At 57.5% G+C, this 22,656-nt stretch carries 20 protein-coding genes and 1 pseudogene; 6 read left to right on the forward strand and 15 right to left on the reverse strand.

All coding sequences use genetic code 11. The features are described from left to right. The first annotated feature begins 13 nt into the window (after positions 1 to 13). Complete coding sequence (gene lipA, locus LDN84_RS22725) at positions 14 to 1,015, forward strand: lipoyl synthase (protein ID WP_223906280.1); 1,002 nt, start codon at positions 14 to 16, stop codon at positions 1,013 to 1,015. Positions 1,016 to 1,072: 57 nt separating this feature from the next. Beyond that, entirely contained in the window at positions 1,073 to 4,525 is a 3,453-nt protein-coding gene (locus tag LDN84_RS22730) for a DEAD/DEAH box helicase (protein ID WP_223906282.1), read from the forward strand. A 204-nt stretch (positions 4,526 to 4,729) separates the two neighbouring features. Here the strand turns inward: LDN84_RS22730 and LDN84_RS22735 are convergent, their stop codons facing one another. Next, positions 4,730 to 5,356 carry a CCXG family PEP-CTERM protein gene (locus LDN84_RS22735; protein WP_223906284.1) on the reverse strand — a complete coding sequence of 209 codons (627 nt, stop codon included), beginning with the start codon at positions 5,354 to 5,356 and terminating at the stop codon, positions 4,730 to 4,732. Between the two features lie 275 nt (positions 5,357 to 5,631). Here LDN84_RS22735 and LDN84_RS22740 point away from each other — a divergent pair, with 275 nt between their 5' ends. Further along, positions 5,632 to 6,366, forward strand: a complete 735-nt coding sequence (locus LDN84_RS22740) for a LysE family translocator (protein ID WP_223906286.1) — start codon at positions 5,632 to 5,634, stop codon at positions 6,364 to 6,366. Between the two features lie 284 nt (positions 6,367 to 6,650). After that, positions 6,651 to 7,001 carry a DUF2845 domain-containing protein gene (locus LDN84_RS22745; protein ID WP_223906288.1) on the forward strand — a complete coding sequence of 117 codons (351 nt, stop codon included), beginning with the start codon at positions 6,651 to 6,653 and terminating at the stop codon, positions 6,999 to 7,001. A gap of 13 nt (positions 7,002 to 7,014) precedes the next feature. Here LDN84_RS22745 and LDN84_RS22750 read toward each other — a convergent pair. The 13 genes and pseudogenes from LDN84_RS22750 to LDN84_RS22810 all read right to left on the reverse strand — a co-directional run bounded on the left by LDN84_RS22750 (position 7,015) and on the right by LDN84_RS22810 (position 19,219). After that, a pseudogene (locus LDN84_RS22750) lies at positions 7,015 to 7,402 on the reverse strand (hypothetical protein). 84 nt (positions 7,403 to 7,486) lie between these two features. Further along, on the reverse strand, positions 7,487 to 8,374 hold the full coding sequence (locus tag LDN84_RS22755; protein ID WP_223906291.1) for a F0F1 ATP synthase subunit gamma: 888 nt from the start codon (positions 8,372 to 8,374) through the stop codon (positions 7,487 to 7,489). Then, complete coding sequence (locus LDN84_RS22760) at positions 8,371 to 9,927, reverse strand: alternate F1F0 ATPase, F1 subunit alpha (protein ID WP_223906293.1); 1,557 nt, start codon at positions 9,925 to 9,927, stop codon at positions 8,371 to 8,373. The genes LDN84_RS22755 and LDN84_RS22760 overlap by 4 nt, the downstream gene beginning before the upstream one ends. After that, the gene (locus tag LDN84_RS22765; RefSeq protein WP_223906295.1) at positions 9,924 to 10,724 is read right to left on the reverse strand and encodes a F0F1 ATP synthase subunit delta; all 801 of its coding nucleotides are present in this window, start codon (positions 10,722 to 10,724) and stop codon (positions 9,924 to 9,926) included. Before LDN84_RS22765 ends, LDN84_RS22760 begins: the two co-directional genes overlap by 4 nt. Before the next feature lie 3 nt (positions 10,725 to 10,727). Then, entirely contained in the window at positions 10,728 to 11,009 is a 282-nt protein-coding gene (locus tag LDN84_RS22770; protein ID WP_223906297.1) for a F0F1 ATP synthase subunit C, read from the reverse strand. A gap of 15 nt (positions 11,010 to 11,024) precedes the next feature. Then, positions 11,025 to 11,735, reverse strand: coding sequence for a F0F1 ATP synthase subunit A (locus tag LDN84_RS22775; protein ID WP_223906299.1), 711 nt, complete (start codon positions 11,733 to 11,735; stop codon positions 11,025 to 11,027). Further along, the gene (locus LDN84_RS22780; RefSeq protein WP_223906301.1) at positions 11,725 to 12,048 is read right to left on the reverse strand and encodes an ATP synthase subunit I; all 324 of its coding nucleotides are present in this window, start codon (positions 12,046 to 12,048) and stop codon (positions 11,725 to 11,727) included. Before LDN84_RS22780 ends, LDN84_RS22775 begins: the two co-directional genes overlap by 11 nt. Beyond that, complete coding sequence (locus LDN84_RS22785) at positions 12,035 to 12,364, reverse strand: AtpZ/AtpI family protein (RefSeq protein WP_255610434.1); 330 nt, start codon at positions 12,362 to 12,364, stop codon at positions 12,035 to 12,037. The genes LDN84_RS22780 and LDN84_RS22785 overlap by 14 nt, the downstream gene beginning before the upstream one ends. Next, positions 12,357 to 12,746: a F0F1 ATP synthase subunit epsilon gene (locus LDN84_RS22790; protein WP_255610435.1), complete on the reverse strand. Its 390-nt coding sequence runs from the start codon at positions 12,744 to 12,746 to the stop codon at positions 12,357 to 12,359. The genes LDN84_RS22785 and LDN84_RS22790 overlap by 8 nt, the downstream gene beginning before the upstream one ends. After that, positions 12,736 to 14,139, reverse strand: a complete 1,404-nt coding sequence (gene atpD, locus LDN84_RS22795) for a F0F1 ATP synthase subunit beta (RefSeq protein WP_223906308.1) — start codon at positions 14,137 to 14,139, stop codon at positions 12,736 to 12,738. The genes LDN84_RS22790 and atpD overlap by 11 nt, the downstream gene beginning before the upstream one ends. Before the next feature lie 19 nt (positions 14,140 to 14,158). After that, positions 14,159 to 14,476, reverse strand: coding sequence for a DUF1840 domain-containing protein (locus tag LDN84_RS22800; RefSeq protein WP_223906310.1), 318 nt, complete (start codon positions 14,474 to 14,476; stop codon positions 14,159 to 14,161). A 276-nt stretch (positions 14,477 to 14,752) separates the two neighbouring features. Continuing rightward, positions 14,753 to 18,124, reverse strand: a complete 3,372-nt coding sequence (locus tag LDN84_RS22805; RefSeq protein WP_223906312.1) for an EAL domain-containing protein — start codon at positions 18,122 to 18,124, stop codon at positions 14,753 to 14,755. Between the two features lie 132 nt (positions 18,125 to 18,256). Further along, on the reverse strand, positions 18,257 to 19,219 hold the full coding sequence (locus tag LDN84_RS22810) for a DMT family transporter (RefSeq protein WP_223906314.1): 963 nt from the start codon (positions 19,217 to 19,219) through the stop codon (positions 18,257 to 18,259). A gap of 104 nt (positions 19,220 to 19,323) precedes the next feature. On the opposite strand from LDN84_RS22810, the gene LDN84_RS22815 reads away from it, so the two are divergent. Beyond that, on the forward strand, positions 19,324 to 20,211 hold the full coding sequence (locus LDN84_RS22815; RefSeq protein WP_223906316.1) for a LysR family transcriptional regulator: 888 nt from the start codon (positions 19,324 to 19,326) through the stop codon (positions 20,209 to 20,211). A gap of 162 nt (positions 20,212 to 20,373) precedes the next feature. Beyond that, a complete protein-coding gene (locus LDN84_RS22820; protein ID WP_223913252.1) occupies positions 20,374 to 20,595 on the forward strand; it encodes a YMGG-like glycine zipper-containing protein in 222 nt (73 codons plus the stop codon). 210 nt (positions 20,596 to 20,805) lie between these two features. Here LDN84_RS22820 and LDN84_RS22825 read toward each other — a convergent pair whose 3' ends face one another. Further along, positions 20,806 to 21,957, reverse strand: coding sequence for an ABC transporter substrate-binding protein (locus LDN84_RS22825; protein WP_223906318.1), 1,152 nt, complete (start codon positions 21,955 to 21,957; stop codon positions 20,806 to 20,808). Positions 21,958 to 22,656: the final 699 nt, after the last annotated feature.

A 22,656-nucleotide genomic window follows, 5' to 3' on the forward strand; every position in this document is an offset into this window, starting at 1 on the left:
AACGGCACACCCCATGACCACACCCCCAAGCACCAACCCGACCGTGCACGAAGCTCAGTCGCAAGAAGACTACAACCCCTCAGCCAAACAAAAGTCAGCCGCCAAACTGTCTCGTATACCAATCAAAGTGATACCGGGCGAAATTTTGCGCAAGCCCGAGTGGATTCGTGTCAAGGCCGGCAGCCCCAGCACCCGCTTTTACGAAATCAAAGACACGCTGCGCGCCAACAAACTTGTCACCGTGTGTGAAGAAGCCAGCTGCCCCAACATTGGTGAATGCTTTGGCAAAGGTACCGCCACCTTCATGATCATGGGCGACAAATGTACCCGGCGCTGCCCGTTTTGTGATGTCGGCCATGGCCGCCCCGACCCGCTGGATGCCAGCGAACCCACCAGCCTGGCTCGCACCATTGCCCAGCTCAAACTCAAATACGTGGTGATCACCAGCGTGGATCGTGACGACCTGCGCGACGGCGGTGCCGGGCACTTTGTCGCCTGCATCCAGGCCATCCGCGAACAATCACCCCACACCCAAATCGAGGTGCTGGTTCCCGACTTCCGGGGCCGTGACGACCGTGCGCTGGAGATTTTCAAAGCTGCCCCGCCCGACGTGATGAACCACAACCTGGAAACCATCCCGCGCCTGTACAAAGAAGCGCGCCCCGGCTCGGACTACCAATTCAGCCTGAACCTGCTGAAAAAATTCAAGGCCCTGCACCCCGACGTGCCGACCAAAAGCGGCTTGATGGTCGGCCTGGGTGAAACCGACGACGAAATCCTGCAAACCATGCAAGACATGCGTGACCACGGCATCAACATGCTGACCATTGGCCAGTACCTCGCACCCAGCACCGCCCACCTGACAGTCAAGCGCTACGTGCACCCGGATGTGTTCAAGATGTTCGAGACCAAGGCCTACGAGATGGGTTTCAGCCACGCCGCCGTGGGTGCCATGGTGCGCAGCAGCTACCACGCCGACGTGCAGGCTGGCCATGCCCTGGGCCAGACCACTTGATTGCTATTGTTTAAATAGCTGCTTGCGCTTGATAAATAAGCGCTAGAGGCAAATTTCATGCCCAGTTTTTCAAATTCAAACAGCCTCTGGCTTGACTTGGCCTCCCTGGTGCAGCAGTGTGATACCGCCACCTACACCCGCGGCCTGGAGCTGTACCGCAACCAGCGCGTGCTCGACCTGTCGATCGAGCCCATGAAAGACGTGTGGCTGCTGATGGGTGATGTGCAAGGCACGGCGCGGCATCCGTATGAGGTGTCGATCGAAGTCAAACGTGGCCCCAATGGCCGGGTGCTGGAGTGGGACAGCGACTGCACCTGCCCGGTCGGCTACCAGTGCAAACACGGCGTGGCGCTGATGATCAAGGCCGCCTACAAGGGCCAGCAAATTCTGGGCGAAACCATGCGCCCAGGCCGCACCGCCACCGCCGAAGAACTGGAGGCGCAGCGCCAGGCCGATCTGGCCAAACGCCAGGCCGAGGCCAAGCTGGAGGCTGAACGCACGGTGTTGAGCTGGCTCGACGATCTGGACCGCCAAAGCGCCAAAACCCCTGATCCGACCCAGCGCAAAGTCTCCACCGAACGGCACGAACAGTTTTTGTACCTGCTCAATATCTCCGCCCCCCAAAGCGCCAGCCCACAACTGACACTGGAGGCGGTGGTGTCTTACCCCAAGGTCACCGGGGGCTGGGCCAAGGCCAAGCAACTCAAGTTTGAACCCGAACGCGGCCAACCCATTTTTGACCTGGCCAGTGATGCCGACCACGATGTGCTGCAACTCATGCGTGCCATGCGCAACGTGGCCAGCAACTACTTTTACAGCTACGGCGTGAAATCGCGCGTCATCCTGGAAGGCAAATTTGGAGTCCAGACGCTGGAGCTGGCCGCCAGCACCGGCCGCCTGTTTGTTGGTGACAACAAAGGCCAGCCCGTCACCCCGGTGGTCTGGGGGCCACCGTTGGACGTGCGCTGGCAATGGAACGAGGTCGCCAAACTGGCCGATCAAGACTCGGCATGGACACTGCGCCCCATGCTCAGCAAAGCCAACGCCAAACTGTGCCTGAACAACCCGCCGCTGTACCTGGACAGCCACAAAGGCGTTTGTGGACTGGCGCATGTTGAAGGCATGAGCATGGGCCAGATCGGTGTGCTGCTGAAAACCCCACCGCTGAAAACCGAAGCCCTCAAAACCCACCAGGCCAAGCTGGTGGAGCGCCTGGGCCCGGTGCCCATGCCGCCGGTGCTGGAACAGCTCAAAACCCTCAAAGGCATCACACCCAAAGCCTGCCTGCACTTGACACCGGTGCCTGCGCAAGACGTGCCCGAGGACGGCCTGATGCTGGCCACCCTGCGCTTTGACTATGCCGGCCACCGCGGCTGGTGGGTCGGCCAGGGCAGCACCGTGCTGGTGGACGATGCACAGGGCCGCTGCCTGCTGCACCGCGACCCACCAGCCGAGCTGGAAACCATCACCCTGCTGGCGGAACTGAATCTGGTCGCGCATGGCGACGGTGTCTTTGGTATGGAGAGCGACTCCAACCAAGAGCAGTGGCTGATCTGGGCCGACACCGACTACGCCGAGCTGCGCCAGGCCGGTTTTGAGATCACACTCGACGACGCGCTCACCGGCTGGATCCAGCGCGGCGAAGCCCTGAACGTGAACCTGCAAGCGCAGGGTGATGACGAGGCCACCTCGCCCTGGTTTGACCTGTCGCTCGGCATGGAAATCAACGGCCAGCGACACAACATCCTGCCGCTGTTGCCCGAGCTGATCAAAGTAGCCGCCAAAAGCCCGCGTGATGCCACCACCGGCCTGCCCGAGCTGCCGCCCTTTGTCTACCTGCCCGCGCCCACCGGCGGCTTCATCCGCCTGCCCACCGACAACCTGAAACCCTGGCTCGGGGCCCTGCTGGAACTGGTCGACGACCGCAGCCATGACTTCTCTGGCGACAGCCTGAAACTCTCGCGCCTGGATGCCATGCGCACCACCGCCAGCCTGGGCGAAGGCGCGGTATGGCAAGGGGCGCAGCATCTGCGCGACATGGTGCAACGCCTGAGCGGACGCGCCGAACTGCCTGACGTGGCGCTACCCGACACCGTGCACGCCACCTTGCGACCCTACCAGCAGCACGGCGTGAACTGGCTGCAATTCTTGCGTGAATACGGCCTGGCCGGCATCCTGGCTGACGACATGGGCCTGGGCAAAACCCTGCAAACCCTGGCCCACATCCAGATCGAAAAAGATGCCGGCCGCCTGACCCATCCGGCGCTGATCATTGCGCCGGTGAGCCTGATGGGCAACTGGAAACGCGAGGCCGAGCGCTTCTGCCCCGGCCTGCGCAGCCTGGTGCACCATGGTCAGGACCGCCATGACAGCGCCGACAGCATGGCCGAGCACGACATCGTCATCGCCCCTTATTCCCTGCTGCACCGCGACCGCGAACGCTGGCTGGAGGCCCAGTGGCATCTGGTGGTGCTGGACGAAGCGCAAAACATCAAAAACGCCGCCACCAACGCCGCCCAGGTGGCCAGCGAGCTCAAGGCCCGGCACCGCCTGTGCCTGTCCGGCACACCGATGGAAAACAACCTGGGCGAGATCTGGAGCTTGTTCCACTTTTTGATGCCCGGCTTTCTGGGCAGCCAAAAGCGCTTTCAGGAGCTGTTTCGCAACCCCATTGAAAAACAGGGCGACCCCGAAGCGCTGCACCAGTTGCGTGCCCGCGTCACCCCCTTCATGCTGCGCCGTACCAAGGCGCTGGTGGCCAACGAACTGCCGCCCAAGGTGGAAACCGTGATGCGCGTCGAGCTGTCGGGCAAGCAGGCCGACCTGTACGAAACCATTCGCTTGGGCATGGAAAAAACCGTGCGCGAAGCGCTTGACTCCAAAGGCCTGGCCAAATCACAAATCACCATTCTCGACGCGCTGCTCAAGCTGCGCCAGGTCTGCTGCGACCCGCATCTGCTCAAGCTTGATGCCGCCAAAAAAGTCAAAACCTCGGCCAAGCTCGATCAACTGATGGAGATGCTGCCCGAGATGCTGGCCGAGGGGCGGCGCATTCTGCTGTTCTCGCAATTCACCAGCATGCTAACCCTGATTGAGGCCGAGCTGCAAAAACGCGGCATCGCCTGGGCCAAACTCACCGGTCAAAGCCAGAAACGCGACGAGCTGATTGAACGCTTTACCAGCGGTGAAGTGCCGCTGTTTCTGATCAGCCTGAAAGCCGGTGGTGTCGGCCTGAACCTGCCACAAGCCGACACCGTGATCCACTTCGACCCCTGGTGGAACCCGGCGGTAGAAGCCCAGGCCACCGGCCGCGCCCACCGCATTGGCCAGACGCAAAGTGTCTGGGTGGTCAAGCTGGTGGCGCAAGGCACGATTGAAGAGCGCATCCTGGCCCTGCAAGAGCGCAAAGCCGCTCTGGCCGAAAGCATGTACAGCGGCTCGGTCGGCCGCAAACAGCCGCTGTTTTCTGAGAGTGATTTGGCGGAACTGCTTAAGCCACTATCTATTTAATAGCTTTTTACGCAGACAGTACAAGGGCTAGAGGCTAATTTTATGTTTGAAACAGGTGAACTACGCCACCGCTGTCTACAACGGTTGAACTTCGGAGTATTCACTGCTGCTGGCCGCAGTGAAGGATCGTCATAAACCTGCAGCGGTCATCGTCCCCAAACAACAACGGGAGCCTGAGCTCCCGTTGTCATGTGCATCCAGCAATTAAGCTTGCTTGACCTTGCGGCGTTTAACCGCCGCACCCATCAGACCTAGACCGGCCAACAACATGGCGTAAGTCTCAGGTTCTGGAACCGCCGCAACCAAACCATCGGTATTGCCAAAAGAGACGAATGAAGAACTGCCAGCAGCCTTGAACTGTACCTGCTGATTTCCAGAGCAGCAGTTTTCAATGCCGTAAATGGTCAGCGAGTGGTTACCTACAGTGATGTCTTTCGTAATGCTGAAAAACTGACTGGGATTGTTGTAGTTTCCACTCCACCACATGTCGTTGCTTTTGGAAGCCATTGCAACGCCGTCGAGATATACCGCACCGCCTTTACCAAAGTCAACGCCTGCGCGGAAATCCCATACCCCAGCAGTTGATACACCAAAATTTAGAGTCGCTTTCAGTGCCCCATTGTTCAAGGCAATCGGAAGATTTTCAAAGCTGGAGACAAAAGTAGAAGTCGCACCGATGGCCGAAACCGCCGAATTCACAGCCGCCTGGTATTCGCTGGCGCTGGCAAATGAACCGCTGCCGGAATAGGCACCTGTTTGAATCTGGATGGTACTGGCACTGGCAACGCCCGCTACGAGTGCCAAGGAAAGGGCGGAAAGGATTTTTTTCATGTCTTATGTTGTAGACGGTCGAAGATAGTGGGTTATTAGACCCGATCCCTCCAGATTCATCAATAGTCTGAAAGAACATATTCACAGCAGGTATCGAACTTTCACAAACGCTGCCTTCCGGTCCTCCCACATGGCCTGTTCACTCGCTTGCTTAATAAACAATGCTTTGGTTTTTGATAGAAAAAATATCAATTTGATAGCTACTTACGCATATTTCATAAGCACTTGAGGGTTAAATCTGCAGCCTTATAAACATTGCTGACAGCTTTGAAGACGTGGCGACCGCTGACCATGGCGGTTGGCATGGCTGGTTTGCGGCGGTAGTGGATGCCGGTTTTTTGAATCACAATGCCTCCCATCCCCCCACAAACACCGCCCACACCATGGAAATAGCCCTCACCCTGCTCCCGATCCTTGCCGTGCTTGCCATTGGCGTGATCAGCCCCGGCCCCAGCTTCATTCTGGTTGCACGCACGGCGGTGGCGGTGTCTCGCAGTGCGGCGATGTCGGCCGCCTTGGGGATGGCCGCCGGAGCCACGCTGCTGGCCGTTGCGGCCTTGCTTGGGCTCAGCGCGCTGTTGCATCAGATTCCGTCGGCTTACCTGGCGCTCAAGCTCATCGGCGGGCTTTATCTGCTGTACCTCGCCTACCAGACTTGGTGCGGGGCGAGCACGCCCATCCGCATGGGCAACGGCACTGCCGCAACACCCCAGAGCCTGCTGCGTCACTTTGGGCTGGCGGCGGCCACCATGCTGAGCAACCCCAAGGCGGCGGTTCAATACGGGGTGATCTTCGCGGCCATGTTGCCCGCCGCGCCATCACAGGCCCTTACTGCGGCTTTGCCTGTGGGGGTCTTCATGCTTGAGGCCGCCTGGTACCTGGTGGTTGCGTTGGCGCTTTCTGCCGCCAAGCCGCGAGAGGCGTACATCCGCACCAAGTTCACCATCGACCGCACCGTGGGGGTGGTTTTGAGTGTCTTGGGGGTCAAGCTGCTGCTTTCGTCCAGGTAACAGTCGCACGAACCTAGGTTGTTTTATTTGCTACTTAACAAATAGCGCGTTGCACTCGTTTTACAAGCTCTACATGCCAATTTCTTTGTGAAAAATCGAATCACAAATTTTCAGCCTAACCATCGAGCAGGAGCTAGAACGCCTTGAAAATTTTGCCCAGCCCGCCGCGCAACGTGGCGAGGTGCTGCCCGGCCTGAATCAGGCCTTTCACCTGAGCCTGCGTGAAGCGTGGGCTTGAGCCGATAATTCCGCAGGTTTTCCATTTGCCAGAAAGTCAGGTGCCCATGAAAATCCAGCTTCATACCCCACTGCTTGCGCTAGCCCTGTTTGCGTTTCACACTGGCCCGGCATCAGCGGAGGTACTTCAGTGCAAGAACCATTTCATCAATGTAGGAGACCTGCGCGCCTCGGTCATGGAGAAGTGCGGGGAGCCGGTGGCGAAGGACTCCTTTTGCAAACCGACCGAGCCCCAAACGGTTCCAGGCAACACCACGAACACCCCGGTTGTTGTGGTGACCCCTTGCGAAAACGTCGATGAGTGGACCTACAACCCCGGCTACGGGCAATTCATGACCACCGTCCAGTTCAAAGCCGGAAAAATTTCTGCCATCAAATACGGTGATCGGGTGAAGTGAGTTTGGGAGGGGTTTAGCGCTCGCCCGGCCGGGCAAACCCGCTTTCCACCCAAGCCACGGCGCTGCTGCGCTTGAGTTGGAAGGAGGGGGTGACGCGCACTTGGGCCAGCAGCTCGCCGGCCTCGTCTTCGGCGCTCAGGGTGGCGCTGGGGTTGTCGTCATCGGGCACGATGTCCAAGCAGACGGTGACCCGCGCCGACGCGGTGCTGACCACCACACTCTGGTGCAGCGCGGCGTGGGGTTCTTTTTGTCGCGCCCCACGGGCCGATCAGGGCCGACTCGGGTTCACCGTCTTTGATCATGGCCACGGCCCAGCCGTCATCGTCTTCGTTTTTGATGTCCTGGGCAGTCCAGCCGTCACCGCGCCACAGACGGGGTTCTTGTGTTTTTGGGGGGTAAATCGGTCAAAGCGGCTCCGTTTTGCGATGATTTTTGGCTTGTAGCGCTTATCTGGATTGCGCAAACAGCTATTTATTTTATAGCATTCACGTCGACGGATGGAGCAATTCAAACCCGGCAATCACATCAAACAACTCCTCGTCAATGCCGCTTTGGCGCAGGCGGTGAAAGGCGTGGTTCAGGCCATCCAGCAGCTCATCGATGTTTTTTTCAGCGCGCTGCATGGCGGCCAGGCGGCTGGCGTTTTCGCTGGCCAGAGATTCGGCGCAGGCCCTGAACAGTGAGACAAACAAGTATTCCCGCACGAAGGCCTGCAAGGTCTGTCCGTCACCATTCATGACCTCTGGCAAACTTGGGCCGGGCCAGGTCATCGCGGTCAACGCGCGTTCCCAGACCTCGTCCAGCGGCAGCAGGCGCTGGCACACCGGGCTGTAAAGCGACCCATGTTGAGGGCTGTTGTGAAAAACGTCCACCTGCGCAATCTGGCCTTTCTCACGCAGGGTTTCGATCTCGACCAGAATTTGCCCCACCAGCGTCGTGATCGCGCCAATGGAGCCTGGCAGGGTGAATTTTTGCGCCAGCCGCAGATTCGTTATGGCCAGATGCGACCGGATGCGCTCGCCCACCGTCCAGACAGTTGGGTGTGCAGGTCGATCCGACAAAGTGTGGACAACAAACTGGGCCATCACGTCGTTGAACTGGCCCACCAAGCCCTGGTCAGAGCCAAATACCACGGCGATGATGGCCCCGCTGTCCCGGCCTTTCGCCTGCACCAGGCGTGCGGCGGGTTCAAGCTCGCGCAGGCACGCCAGCAGCCCGAGTTGCACCGTTTGAAAATAGTCGTCCAGCGCCAGCACGGCACGCTCGTATTGGGTGATGCTGGACGCGGCCACCGCCTTCATGGTGCGCACCACGGACTGAAGATCGCCCGCCGTGCCCATCTTGCGGGCCAGGCTCTCGGTGCTGTCGCTCATGCTGCGGACCTGCCGTTTGACGTAGCGGGCTGAAAGCGCGCCAGCACCACGCGGGCGATCTGGACAATGGCCGCCCGATCTGCAGCGCTCAATTCGTCGGCGCTGTCAAACTGGGCTTGCACCGCGTCAGGCAGCGTGGCAGCGGCCTCGCGCACGGCTTGTTCGGCCTCGAACATCTGCGCTAGCGGCACGCTGTCAAAGAGTTTTTCGGTCAAGGCCAGTAGCACCATGATTTGCGCCGCCACCGCTACCGGGGCGGATTCGGGTTGCTTGAGGCAGGCCCGGATGCGCCGCCCGTGCTCGATGATCTGGGTGGTGTGTTCATCCAGCCGGGCACCGAAACGGGCAAAGGTTTCCAGTTCCTCAAACTGCGCATAGGCCAGCTTGAGGTCACCCGCCACCGCCCGGTATGAAGCCCGCTGCGCCTTGCCGCCCACACGCGAGACCGATTTGCTGACATCCACCGCGGGCAGAATGCCCAGTTCAAACAAGGAGGGCGACAGGTAAATCTGCCCGTCGGTGATGGAAATCAGGTTGGTCGGAATGTAGGCCGCAATGTTTTGCGCCTCGGTCTCGATGATCGGCAGGGCGGTGAGCGAGCCACCACCACGCTCCTGGCGCAGCCGTGTGGCGCGCTCCAGCAGGCGGGAGTGGATGTAAAAAATGTCGCCCGGAAAGGCCTCGCGCCCCGGCGGGCGGCGCAGCAGCAGCGAAATCTCGCGGTAGGCGCGGGCATGCTGGGTGAGGTCGTCGTAGACGATCAACACGTCGCGGCCCGCTTCCATGAAGTATTCGGCCATGCTGGTGGCGGCATAGGGGGCGATGTAGGCCAGGCCCGGTGAATCACTGCCCTCGGTCACCACCACCACGGTGTAGGCCAGAGCACCGTGGTCACGCAGTACGGCTACCGCCTTGGCTACGGCGGAAGCGCGCTGACCCATTGCACAGTAGACACACAGCACATCCTGGCCGCGCTGGTTGAGGATGGTGTCGATGGCCAGCGCGGTTTTGCCGGTTTGGCGGTCACCCAGAATCAGCTCGCGCTGGCCGCGCCCGATGGGAATCAGCGCATCCACCACCTTCAGGCCGGTCTGCAAGGGCACGGTGACGGGGGCGCGTTCCATGATGGGTGCAGCGGGGCGCTCAATCGGCCAGCGGGCGCTGGCGCTCACCGGCCCCAGACCGTCGAGTGGGCGGCCCAGCGGGTCAAGCACCCGGCCCAGCAACCCGTCGCCAACCATGACATCCATCACCCGGCCGGTGCGCTGCACCGGGTCGCCCGCGTGCAGCCGCGCATAGTCGCCCAGCAGCACCACACCGACCTCGGTCTCGTCCACATTGAAGGCAATGCCAAACACATCGCCAGGGAACTTCACCAACTCGTCATAGCCCACGCCGGGCAAACCCGAGACCATGGCGATAGCGGTGGACACGCTGGTAAGGGTGCCGACCTCCTGCGGGGCCATGGGTACACGATGCGCTGTACGGGCCTGGCTTAAAGCGGCAAAGCTGTTGTCCAACACGCTTTGCAGAGAGTCGGGCGGTGCGTTCATGGGGTCTTCTCAGGCTCGGCGGCGTGTTTTTGCTGCTCGGTTTGCGCCTGCACCAGTTCAGCAATACGCTGCTCCAAAGAGGCCAGGCTATCCGCCATATTCCAGGCCAGCTTCCAGCCGTTGGCGCTGAGCTCAATACCGCTGATCAAGCCTGGGGTGGTGTCAAACTGCATCTGTATTTCAGACGACAACGTGTCTGCAAGCGCACTGCGAATCGCGGCCTGCTGTTGGGGTGACAGCACAAAAGCGCTGCGCACCTGCACGGGGTTGGCGGCGGTGTTCAGCGCTTGGGTCAGCTCGGTCTTGGCCGCAACATCAAGCTCGCGCAAGCGCTGGGTGAACACCTCGACCATACGCGCCTCCAGCGTGGTGTCGGCCAGATCGGTCAGCACCTGGTTGGCAATGCCCAGCACTTCTTCGCGGCTGCGCCGGGCGATGTCGTGCTGCAGGGTCTGCAGTTCACTGATCAAGGCTTCCTGCCTTTTGATCTGCAAGGCATTGGCGGCCTGGCGCGCTTCATCCAGCAAGCGTTGCCGCTCGGTGCTGATCTCGTCCTTAAGCTGGCTGCGTTGTGTGTCGCGCTGCTGGTCAAAGTCGGTATTTTTTTTCTGGAACTCTTCACGCTCCTGCTGGGCTTGCGCCTGTTTCTGGGCAGCATCGGCCAGTTCCTGGGCAATACGCTGCTCGCGCGCATCAATGGCATCCAGCACCGGCTGGTAGAGAAAGCGCTTCATCAACCACACCAGAATGAGAAAGTTGAGCGTCTGCGCGCCCACAGTGAACCAGTCAATGAGCATGGCTTACTTTCCGGCAGCCAGGGCGATGGCGTGGTTCCAGAACGGGTTGGCAAAAATCAGGATCATCGACACCACAAAGCAGTAAATGGCGGTGGATTCGATCATGGCCAAGCCAACAAACAAGGTTCGGGTGATGGTGGCCGAGGCATCGGGCTGCTGTGCCAGTGCGGTGAGCGCGGTCGCCACGGCCCGCCCTTCGGCCAAGGCTGGCCCCAAACAACCAAAACCGGTGGTCAGACCGGCAATAACGATAGAGGCCACGGCAATGAGGGTCATGCTGTCCATAATGAGTTCTCCCAGTTAAAGTGTTGGTTCAATTTCGCTAGTCTGCCCAGGTTTGGGCTTGTGCACCACATGGGTGGCGGCAGCGATGTACACCGCTGCCAGGATGCTGAAGATGTAGGCCTGCACCATGCCCGTGAGCAGGCCCAGCAGCGTCATGACGATGGGAAAGATCAGGGGGGTGATGCTGAGCAAGATCGCAATGATCATGGCCCCGCTCATCATGTTGCCAAACAGGCGCACCGCCAGCGCCAGCGTGCGGGAAACTTCACTGATGAGGTTAAACGGCAGCATGATAACGGTGGGCTCCAGGTAAGACTTGAGGTAGCCGGCCAGGCCCTGGTCTTCAATGCCATACAGCGGCACGGCCACCATGACACACAGGGCCAGCGCTGCCGTGGTAGAGAGCGAACCTGTGGGCGGCTCGTAGCCGGGAATCACCGTGCACAGGCTGGCCATAGCAACAAACAGAAACAGCGTGCCCAGAAAACCGATGTACTGGCGGGGCTGGCGCAGGCCAACCTCTTCAATTTGCTGCTCAATGCCGGTGACAACAATTTCCAACAGGTTTTGCCAACGGGTGCGGCTCAGGTCAGTGGATAGATGGCGGGTGATGAGCCGGGAACCCATCACCAACAGCAACATCAAGCCCCAGGTAAAAACGATGGTGGCGTTGAGTTTGAAGAACCCGTATTGCCAGAGAATGATGTCATCGGGGCTAAGGCGCATGGCGGGCCTCCTCCAGTGTTTTGCCCGTCTGGTTTTCTGGTGACAAGCGGGTCAGCCGTGTCACGATCAGGCGGGCCATGACAAAACCGGCCAGACAACCAAGCAGACGCTGCCAGTCACCCCCTGAAACCCCGTAAAACCCGCTCATCGTCACCCCCATACGCAGCAGCAGGCTGCCCAGCACCCACAGCGCAGGCTGACGGGTGGCCAGGCTTTTGCGAACCGTCCACCACAAGCCACCAAAGTAAAACGCGCCGAGTGCCGCGCCCGCAAACCCTGCCAGTACCAAGGCCAGTGGGTTACTTATCTCCATTTTCCTGTTCCTCCCGCATGGCCTGTTCTTCCTTGCTGACCCAATGCCAGGCATTCATGCAGCCCAAGGTCAATCCGCCCACCAGCAAGGCCAGTGTCCAGGATCGGCCGCCGGGGTAGTGGCGATCCAGCCACAGGCCCAGTGCTGCGCCCAGCAAGGTCGGCACCACCACCGACCAGCCAATCACCCCCATCAAACCCAGTCCAAACCACACGCCGGGCGTGGCGTTGCGCTGAGCCTTGAGCTTGCGTGCTGCTTTCACGCCGACCTGCTCGGCCAGGTTCGATGCCTGCGATGGCTTGGGTTCTTCACGCATGTTGAAGGCTCGCAAAACGGCGCAAAAACCCGGTTTCAAGTTTCGCCATGACCGAGCGCACATTTTGCTCATGCGCGTCCAGCGTCAAAAATTCCTGCTCCACCGCCTGGCGCAATTGGCCCAGATCCGCCCCCGTCATGGCGCGGCGCACGGACACCCGCACATGCGGCCCGGTCTTGACCAAGACACCGCCATCCACGGCCACAAAAACCTCCCCCTCGGCCGCAGTTTCATAGATCAGGATGCCCGGCATCAGCGCGGCCACACAATCACGCCGGTGCGGCAACAAACCAAACGAGCCGGCATGGGTTTCCGAGACGATGCGCAACACATCGGTCTTTTCGGCAAACACCTTGAAGGGCAGAAGAATCTTAAGGTTCATGGTGGTTGGCCGCCTGTTTGACAAGGGCTTCATCAATCTTGCCGATCATGTAAAGCGCACTTTCCGGGACATCCTTGAATTCGTCCCGAAGGATGCGTTCACAGCCGCTTAATGCATCTTCCAGACTGACCAGTTTGCCCGGCATGCCGGTGAACTGTTCGGTGGTGAAAAATGGCTGGGTCAAAAACCGCTCCAACCGCCGGGCACGTCCAACCACATTGCGGTCTTCTGGCGACAACTGCTCCAGGCCCAGCATGGCAATGATGTCCTTGAGCTGGGCGTACTGCGCCAGTGTGCGCCGTATCTCCTGCGCCAGGGCGTAATGCCGCTCACCCACAATGCCCGGTGTGGCCATTTTGGAACTCGATTGCAGCGGGTCAATGGCCGGGTACAAGCCTTCACTGGCCCGCTTGCGCGACAACACCATGGAGGCCGAGAGGTGCGAAAACGTGTGCACCGCCGCCGGGTCGGTGAAATCGTCTGCGGGCACATACACCGCCTGAATCGAGGTGATGGCCCCGCTATCGGTGTTGGCAATACGCTCCTCCAGCCCTGACAGTTCAGTGCCCATGGTGGGTTGGTAGCCCAGCCGCGAGGGCATCTGCCCCATCAGGCCCGACACTTCCGCTCCGGCCTGGATGAAGCGAAAGATGTTGTCGATGAGCAGCAACACATCGCGATGCTCGTCGTCCCGAAAATACTCGGCCATGGTTAATGCCGCGTGGCCCACCCGAAAGCGGCTGCCTGGGGGCTCGTTCATCTGGCCAAAGACCATCACCATATGGGGCAAGACCCCGGCAGCCAACATGTCGCGGTACAGCTCTTCACCTTCACGGCAACGCTCGCCAATGCCGCAAAAAATGCTGACGCCCTCCTGGTGTCCGACCATGTTGTGGATCATTTCCGTCAGCAACACGGTCTTGCCGACACCGGCACCACCAAACAGCCCGGCTTTGCCGCCACGCTCCAGGGGCAGCAGCACATCAATCACCTTGATGCCGGTCTCGAAAACTTCAGACCGGGTGGAGCGTCTGGCCAGTGCGACAGGTGCGCGGTGCACGGAACGCCATTGCACATCCAACGGTGCGGGCTGACGATCAATCGCCTGGCCAAACACGTCAAACATGCGCGAAAGAATGGTTTTACCAACCGGTGCCTTGAGCGGACCGCCAGTATCCTGCACGGGCATGCCACGCGCCAGACCTTGTGTGGGGGTCAGGGCAATCGCACGCACATGGTGAGCATCCCGCTGAGTGAGCACTTCAACCACAATACGCCCTTGCTCCGCGTGCAGGATGTTGTGGATCGACGGCAGCGGCCCGTCAAACCGGATGTCAACCACACTGCCGCGAACCGATACCACCGTCCCCAAATCGGGCGAGCTGGGTTGCATGGGAGCAGAAGTTGAAGGGCTACACGCCCCAGACCACATCCTTGCCCGCCTGTGCGCTGGTTCTAAGCAAGTCGATAAAAGGCTCTGCACGTTGGCGCAGCATGACACTATCGCCTTCAGCCTCCACCATCAGACCGGGATTTTCGCGGCGCTTGGCTTCGACTGCCTCGTGAACCACAATCGCAGCCTCCAGCGCCGCGATGGCAGCGGGGATTTGTTCGACCGTGATGATGCCCTGGGGGGCAGGTTCCTTGCCAACAATGCTCAGCATTTGCTCGCCATTGGACTGAAGCATGATGACATCAGCAGCAGCTTGGGATTTGAACTTGTAAATCATGATGGACCTTTCGTTGATAGCCTAACTTCTTCACAAAATCACCGGAGCCCGTGGGTTCTTGTGAACAGCAAACCCCACGCAACTCAACGATCTGTCGAATACACCACTTTAATTTCATCCACACCTTTGATCTGTGCGGTGGCTGACTGAAGTTATACGTCGAGTTGGTCAGAAATGCAAATTGCGGCATCACTCTGCGTTGCTGTACAGAATGTGGATGTCTGACCTACATCGCCGAGAAGTACCGTCTGGCTTATCCACCAGCAGGGAAATTTCTCAGGCTTTCCCTGCTGGCATCGTCACCGGCGCACGGAACTGCTGGACCCAATTCTGAAAATCCTCGGCAGGCATCGGTTTGGACAGGAAATAACCCTGAGCAATATCACAACCATAGGCGGCAAGTTGGTTCCAGTGCTCCTGGGTTTCAACGCCCTCGGCCACCACTTTACGGCCAAGATCATGGGCCAGGTCGATGGTGGAACGCACGATCACGGAAGACTCTTTGCTGGTCGACATACCGAACACAAACGACTGGTCAATCTTGATGTACGCCACTGGCAACCTCTGCAAATAACCGAGCGAAGAATACCCCGTACCAAAATCGTCAATGTAGAGGGGGATTCCGGCATCACATAGGCCATGCAGGACACGCAATGAGTATTCAGCGTCATCCATGACCGTACTTTCAGTGATTTCCAGTTCAAACAAGCCAGCAGACACGCCCCAGACCGCCTGTAATTGACGAACTTTCTCCAGCAGGTTTTCGTCCCGCAGGTTGCGTGCCGAGAGGTTGACCGCAATCGGCAGTGCACAGCCCGCGCGTTCCCAGGCATGGATGAGCCGCAAACCGGTCTCCATCACCCATTCGGTGAGCGGCTTGATCAAGCCGGTGTGTTCTGCCAGGCCAATAAACTCGCTGGGCATGATCAAACCACGCTCGGCATGCCGCCAGCGCACCAGCCCTTCAGCACCACAAACTCGGCCGGTCGCCATCTCTACTTTGGGCTGCAGGTAAAGCGCCAGATCACCAGCCTCAATGGCGCGCCGAAGTTCACCGGCCATGTTCAGGCGATGAGACTGTCCTTGATTTCGGGCGGGGTCGAAGATCACGTAATCCAACCCCTTTTTCCTGGCCTGATGAATGGCAATATCAACATGCCGATACAGGTCATGAGGCACCAAGCCGTGGGCTGGAAACAAGCTGACACCGGCCTTGGCCGTCACCTCAATAGAAATATCGGCCATCTGGAAGGGCTGCTTCAACTGCTCACTGAGACGATGCACCACGTCAACAGCATCATCCGCTCCACTATGAGGCAGCAGAATGGCAAATTCGTTGCCACGTAAACGTGCCACCTTGGCGGACACCGGTACAGCGCTGCCAAGCCTGGCTGCAAACTCCCGCAGCATCTGGTCACCCTGGCCAAAACCAAGGGTGTCATTGATCTCGCTCAATTGCTCAATATTGGTTTGAAGCACCGCAAATGGCTGGTTCAGCCGACCACCCTCCTCTATGGCTATTGCAAGAAACTCTGTGAATTGGGTCTCGTTAGGTAAACCTGTGAGCGCGTCGTAACGGGTCAGGTGGTGCATCGTTTCCTGGGTTTTTTGCTGCTCCAGGCGAGCGCGTAATGTGGCAATCCCAAAGGCCAGGTCATCCGCCGACTCGGTGAGCAGATCGGCTTCGCCAGGCGCGAAGGTGTTCTTCTCATGGTGATAAATAGTGAGTGAACCGATGACTTCATTGCCAACCCGCAGCGGACAGGCAAGCGCTGACACGTTGCCATTCAAAAACGACCGCCATGGTGCGTAGTTTTCATTAGACAAAATATCACCAACCACACTGGTCTGTCCTGAGCGGATGGCCGTGGCCGCTGCGCCGCGGCCATACTCGTTGTTGGCCCAACTTACTTTCAACTCGCGCAGGGTGGCCAGGCCACCTGGATAACCACACACGGCCATGGGCCACAGCGAGCTGAATTCGTCGTTCTTTCGATACCACACCACAGCCATGCCGTAACCGCCTGTGCTCACAATGGCTTGGCACATGCTCTCCAATAGATCTTGTTCATCGGTGGCGCGCAGCATGGCCCGGTTGCCAGCGCTCAGGGTTCTGAGTGCACGGCTGACATGTTCCAACTCGTGCACATGCCGCTCCAGTTCAACATTGAGCGCTGTTATTTTTTCTTCGGCGTGTTTGCGCTCGGTGATGTCGGAGCCCAGCACGTAATAGCCAAGCACCCGGTGCTGATCATCGTGTTTGGGTAAATAATTGATCACCTGCCACACACCGGGGAAAGGTTGCCAGTCGTAGCTTTGTGGATCTCCTTGCAACACTTTAGTAATCAACGGGGCGGCAATGGCATAACGCTCTGGCCCCAGAATTTCGCTCACCGTACAGCCCGAAATGTCGTTGTGCTCAGGCGCAAAGCGCGCCTGATACTGCTGATTCACATAGACATAACGCTGTTGTGCATCCACATAGGCGATCAATGCCGGCACATTGCTGATGACACTGCGCAAATGGCCTTCACTCTCTTGCAACTGCAGTGTTCGCTCATGGACACGCTGTTCCAGCAGCTCGTTTTGCTCACGAATCTTCTTGTGCGCTTGGCGCTCGGCGCTCACATCGCGGAAAACAAGCACCACACCCGTCATCTGCCCTGCGGTATCACGTATCGGTGCAGCGCTGTCGGCAATGGGGTGCTCGCGGCCGTCCCGTGCAATCAGCAACGTGTGATTGGCCAGCTCCTGGACGATACCGGTTGCAAGGACTGTCATCACGGGAACCACGGCACGCAAGCGTGTTTGTTCATGAATGATGCGAAAAACCTCTTCAACCGGGTGCCCCAAGGCTTGGTTGATAGACCATCCGGTCAGTACTTCGGCGACCGGATTCATGCGCGTGATGCGACCCAGGGTGTCTGTGGCCAACACCCCATCACCAATCGAATACAGCGTGGTGGAAAGGCTTTCCTCATTGTTTGCAAGTGCGCGCCGACTGGCCTCCGTTTCCTGAAACTGCCTTCGGATCAATCCATAGGTTGCCGCCAGTAACAACAACAACAACGTTGCCACGAGCGCACCAGAGGTCACCATGGTGTGACGTGCATGCACCTGCTGGTTTCCACGGGTTTCAAGCAGCTTGCGCTCCGTGTCTTCCATTTCACCCAGCAGCCCGTAGGTGCGTTCGCGTGTTTCTTTCAGTGGGGCAACGGCCACATAAGCACTCGCCGCATCAAGGCCTTGTGTCTTGCGCAGCAACTCCACACGTTTGGAAATCGCAATACGCTGATTGATCACCTCTTTCAAAAGCTTGACTCGCTCTTGCTGATGCGCGTTGTCCATCGTGAGCTGTTTGACTTTCTGCAGGGCAGCTTCCCGCGTCAGGATCGTGGCATCTCGCTCAACAAGTCGCTGTGCATCACCCGAAATTCTGAAGCTCTGTGTGCTGAACTCGATTTGCAGTGTGTCGCCCTTGATATGGGCAAGGCTATCAAGCACCTCATGGGTGTGTGCAACCCAGTCCGCAGCATCTGCAGCGTCTCTTGCCACTTTCCAGGTGTTAATGGCAATACCCACCACCACCAGTACAGCAATGGCAAACGCGGCTAGAACCTTGGTTTCGAAACTGGACTGAAATTTCACCTAAGGCCTCCTGCTTATTCTTTGGCTTCTAATCCATGGGCATTCTGGCACCTATCACTGTTTGTGTGAACTTCCTCAACATTTCAGTATTTTCAACAGTAGGTGATTTCCCGGCTGATCAACCGCAGTGATCTAAAACTTCGACCCTTGTACGACAACCGCCCCCACCTCGTGGGCCTGCCGTTGGGGTGGACGTGCGCGTCGACTGACCAACAACACACCTGCCAGCACCAAACCTGCACCTACCAATTGTGGCAAAGATACGGGTTCTGACAGCAACAACCAGCCGAAAAAAATCGTCAGCACGGGCCCCAGCGTGCCAATCAGCACCGCTCGTGCTGAGCCGATGCGGCGCACCGCAGCGGATTGCCAAAACACTGGCAACACCGTCGAAAAAATGGCCATCGCCGCACCATACACGTAGATCTGAACAGGCAAAACCAACGCACTCAATGGCTGGCTGAGCACAAAGTGGAGCTGCGTGGCAAGGGTGGACACAATGATGGCCAATGCGGCAAAACGGATGGCACCCAGGCGATGAATAGCCACCTCAATCCCTGCGCTGTACATGGCGTAGGACAAGGCCGAGCCAAATACAAAAGCCGCGCCTATCAGCACGGCATTTACATCACCTGCCACCCCCAAGTCATGGGCAAAGGCCAGGCCAATGCCGGCATAAGACAAGGCCAGCGCACCGATCTGGCGTTTCTCCATTCGTTTGCCCATAAACAGAACACCAATCAGCACGGTCATGGTCGGATAGGTGAACAAAATCAATCGCTCCAGCGCAGCAGAGATGTATTTCAAGCCCACGAAATCAAGAATGCTGGCCCCGTAGTAACCCAGCAGTCCAAGTAAAACCAACAGACCCCAGTCCTTGCGCGTGAGCGAAGGCGCGGATCGGCCCACATAGATACTGACCCCCAGCACAATGGGCAATGCAAACGTCATGCGTAATGTCAACAGCGTGACAGCATCCACAGGTGCCACGGCATAGGCCAATTTGACAAAAATCGCCTTGAACGAAAAGCCGAATGCGGCCAGGATGGCCAAAACGACACCGGTTCGTTCGGTTGACCCCATTTTCCACGACATAAAAATTCACTTCCAGAAAGTTCTCACATGTCGAATGATGTCAGGTTTAAAACTCACCGAAAATTGGCAATACAACAATTCACCGTTCTGATTTGACTAACGCTATGCCCTATGACCTGATCGACCTGCGTCTTTTTGTTGCCATTGCCGAAGCCAAAAATCTGACCCGTGGTGCCGAGCGCATGCATTTGGCTGCGTCTTCGGCCAGCCATCGCATGCGCCTGCTGGAAGAATCCCTGGGCACACCGCTGTTGATTCGCGAGCCGCGTGGCATCCAGCTAACACGTGCTGGCGAAGCCTTGCTGCGCCACGCGCGCCAGGTGTTGGCCCAACTGGAACAAATGCACGCCGATCTCACGCCCTATGCCAAAGGGGTACGCGGCCATGTCAGCCTGTGGGCCAACACCCATGCCACACACACCTTCCTGCCAGATAGTCTGTCGGCTTTTTTGAAGCGCCATCCACAGGTCAGCATCGCGTTGGAAGAGCACACCAGCCCCGAGGTGGTTATGGCGGTGGCACGCGGCGAAGTCGAAGTGGGCGTGGTTGCCGAAACAGTAGAAGGCGCGGAAGTGGAGCTGATCCCCTACCGCGCGGATCGGCTGGTACTGATTGCGCCTTCAGATCACCCGGTGGCACAACGCACCAGCACGCCGTTTGTCGACGTACTGGACTCACCTTTTGTCATGCTGCATTCAGGCTCGGCCATTCACACCTTCACGATGAATACGGCCGCTGCACTCGGCAGGCATCTGGAAGTACGCATTCAAGTACGCAGCTTTGAGGCCGTGTGCCGCATGGTCAGTGCAGGTGTGGGCATTGGCCTGGTGCCGCGCAGCGCCGTCGCAGAAGGCAGCACCCGCAACCCGCTAACCATGGTGGAACTTGAAGAAGCCTGGGCACAGCGTGACTTGAAGGTCTGCGTACGAAAACAGGCACTGTTGTCGCGGTTTGCGTCTGATCTGGTGGCCTGTCTGACCAAATCTGTCTAAACCGTAAAAAATGACCTCTGGTGGAACACAAAAAGTCATCAAATCCGTTTCATTTGTATCGGGGTGTGACTTCAGAGCCGGATGGATACGAGTTGATACATGCGTGGCTTCAAATGGGCAGACGATAGAGCTTTCTTCATCACTGAGGCGTATCGTTCGTTCATGAAACCAAGTAACTATTTCATTCGTTGGTCTGTTGCCGTTGCTGTTTTTACGGTTCTAAGTGGGTGCGCTGGCATGTCCACTCGTGACAGACACACCATCGCGGGTGCAGGTATTGGTGCACTTGCCGGTTCCGTATTAACCGGCGGCAGTTCCATCGGCACAGTAGGTGGAGCCGCTGTGGGCGGCGTGATCGGTAGCGGGATTAGTCACCCCAAATAACCTGATAATCAAATAGCTATTCATTTAATAGCTTACAACGCAATCAATACGGTCACTACAAGCCGATTTTGCTTAAAATTTTGCACCCTAAACAAGTCACACGGTAAACTCCAAAAAAACAGGAGTCCTGAGTGACCGTCAGAGGTATGTCTGATGCGATAGGCCAACGTCGGCGATTCGATCTCGCGATTTGTTGGCTAGCAAGCTGTCTTACTTGAGTAACTTACCGTTGGGGCCTAAAACGGTAAGTTCTACAAATCGGGAACCCTGACGTGCAGTGGGGGAGTAATTCACCTTGAAGCCGCCAAAATCCATGTTGTTCAAACTTTCCAAAGCATTGACGAGTAACTCTCTGGTGGGTTCCTTGCTGGAAATCCGATTGAGTCCTTCCACCATGGTGCGTGCCATCAAATAACCTTCCATGCCGTAATAAGAATAGATGCCGGGTTTTGCGCTGAACTTCTGGTATTCACGCACCACAGGGATGGAGGCACTCCAGGGATATGGCACCACCTGCGATATACCCAGTCCACGCGGGCTTGTATTACCCAGCTCCTGAATCAGCTGCTCGGTTCCCACTGGTGAGAGTGCCATAAAAATAGGGTTTTGTCCGACTTGTTTCATGCCGGTGATAAAAGCGGCCGTCGGTTTGTACAGGGTGACCATGATCACGGCTTGGGCATTGGATTTGGCAATGGCCTCAACCGCCTTGGCTACGTCAATGGAATTTCGCTCTACCGTTCCGACCGCAACAGGTGCCAGTTTGTGCTGCCTGAGTGCAGTAGTCACGCCTTCAAGCCCCGACTTTCCAAAACCATCATCTTGATAAAACACCGCGATGCGTGAAATACCCAGGCCTGCCAAATGGTTCACGATGACGGCGGTTTCATCGGCATAACTGGTACGCACATGGAACATGTAACGTGAATTCGCATTGGCAGAGAGGGGCTCACGCAGAGTGCCTGCCCCTGAGATCGTCCCCACCAGCGGCACTTTGGCCGGGCCAAATACTTTATTCATGGCTTCCGTGGTCGGGCTGGAACCATAGAAAGACAACAGGGCAAACACATTTTTGTCTTTGATCAGGGTCTTGGTGTTGGCCACCGTACGTTCAGTTTCGTAACCATCATCCAGAGCGACCAGCTCCAGTTTTCGTCCACGTACCCCGCCACTTTTGTTGATGCTCTCGAAATAAGCTTCGATGGTTTGTCGCATGTCAACCCCATAGGCTCCATTAGGGCCTGACAGTGGTGCCGACATGCCCAGCGTGATGGTGGAATCGGTCACACCAGGGTCTGCCTGGCTGAGGGATGCCCACATCGACAGTGCGACAGTTACAAAAATTCGTTGGATCAGTTGCATTTTGAAACTCGCGGCTCTGAATAGCATGATGGGATTGCTTTTCTTTAATCGGTTGTTCGCCCAAGAGCAAAGAAAAGCGGCGATTGTCCTGCTGGCGGCTTGGTGATAACTTACGAAACACCTGCAACACCCCATCCAACACGTTTAAGCACCACCCCTGCCCATGGCCTGCAGGAAAGAATGCTTGGGAAGAAGTCCATCAGGGTGTCGACTTCACCACCAGCAGAAGACCTCCAACTATCTTGAGCTGATTTTTTATCTACCTATTGGATAAACCTGTGTATAAAAACCCTTGAATCATCAAGTTATCCACAGATAGTCTCAAAAAGTCCAAGTTATCAAAGTTTCAGGTACAGCACAAATACAGCCTAGTCCACATCGGTGCATCGATCACAACTCTATGATTTTAAATAATAAAAGTGACTTATCCACATAAAAGTTGGTTGCTTATCTACTATGACTATTTAAATAACTATAAAGTAAGTCAAGTTAGGATTTGTCTAATGATTTTCAGAACGATGAGTTAAAAAAATACAAACTCCCTGAATCCATAAGCTGAAGTTATCGGGCAGCAGATGGGTGGTCAGTACCCCTAAGTAAAGAACAGTTAGACATCCACCGGGGGTGTGGATAAGCTTTTGATAAATTAGAATGCAGGGTGCAGCAATTCATAACTATCCACATCAAGCTGATCTCAAA

Origin of the sequence: Rhodoferax lithotrophicus (assembly GCF_019973615.1) — a bacterium.
In the GTDB taxonomy this organism is placed as follows: domain Bacteria; phylum Pseudomonadota; class Gammaproteobacteria; order Burkholderiales; family Burkholderiaceae_C; genus Rhodoferax; species Rhodoferax lithotrophicus.

Coding starts and splice junctions, on each gene's coding strand:
- lipA (WP_223906280.1), top strand. CDS start 14: ATGACCACACCCCCAAGCACCAACCCGACCGTGCACGAAGCTCAGTCG.
- LDN84_RS22730 (WP_223906282.1), top strand. CDS start 1,073: ATGCCCAGTTTTTCAAATTCAAACAGCCTCTGGCTTGACTTGGCCTCC.
- LDN84_RS22735 (WP_223906284.1), bottom strand. CDS start 5,356: ATGAAAAAAATCCTTTCCGCCCTTTCCTTGGCACTCGTAGCGGGCGTT.
- LDN84_RS22745 (WP_223906288.1), top strand. CDS start 6,651: ATGAAAATCCAGCTTCATACCCCACTGCTTGCGCTAGCCCTGTTTGCG.
- LDN84_RS22755 (WP_223906291.1), bottom strand. CDS start 8,374: ATGAGCGACAGCACCGAGAGCCTGGCCCGCAAGATGGGCACGGCGGGC.
- LDN84_RS22760 (WP_223906293.1), bottom strand. CDS start 9,927: ATGAACGCACCGCCCGACTCTCTGCAAAGCGTGTTGGACAACAGCTTT.
- LDN84_RS22765 (WP_223906295.1), bottom strand. CDS start 10,724: ATGCTCATTGACTGGTTCACTGTGGGCGCGCAGACGCTCAACTTTCTC.
- LDN84_RS22770 (WP_223906297.1), bottom strand. CDS start 11,009: ATGGACAGCATGACCCTCATTGCCGTGGCCTCTATCGTTATTGCCGGT.
- LDN84_RS22775 (WP_223906299.1), bottom strand. CDS start 11,735: ATGCGCCTTAGCCCCGATGACATCATTCTCTGGCAATACGGGTTCTTC.
- LDN84_RS22780 (WP_223906301.1), bottom strand. CDS start 12,048: ATGGAGATAAGTAACCCACTGGCCTTGGTACTGGCAGGGTTTGCGGGC.
- LDN84_RS22785 (WP_255610434.1), bottom strand. CDS start 12,364: ATGCGTGAAGAACCCAAGCCATCGCAGGCATCGAACCTGGCCGAGCAG.
- LDN84_RS22790 (WP_255610435.1), bottom strand. CDS start 12,746: ATGAACCTTAAGATTCTTCTGCCCTTCAAGGTGTTTGCCGAAAAGACC.
- atpD (WP_223906308.1), bottom strand. CDS start 14,139: ATGCAACCCAGCTCGCCCGATTTGGGGACGGTGGTATCGGTTCGCGGC.
- LDN84_RS22800 (WP_223906310.1), bottom strand. CDS start 14,476: ATGATTTACAAGTTCAAATCCCAAGCTGCTGCTGATGTCATCATGCTT.
- LDN84_RS22810 (WP_223906314.1), bottom strand. CDS start 19,219: ATGTCGTGGAAAATGGGGTCAACCGAACGAACCGGTGTCGTTTTGGCC.
- LDN84_RS22815 (WP_223906316.1), top strand. CDS start 19,324: ATGCCCTATGACCTGATCGACCTGCGTCTTTTTGTTGCCATTGCCGAA.
- LDN84_RS22820 (WP_223913252.1), top strand. CDS start 20,374: ATGAAACCAAGTAACTATTTCATTCGTTGGTCTGTTGCCGTTGCTGTT.
- LDN84_RS22825 (WP_223906318.1), bottom strand. CDS start 21,957: ATGCAACTGATCCAACGAATTTTTGTAACTGTCGCACTGTCGATGTGG.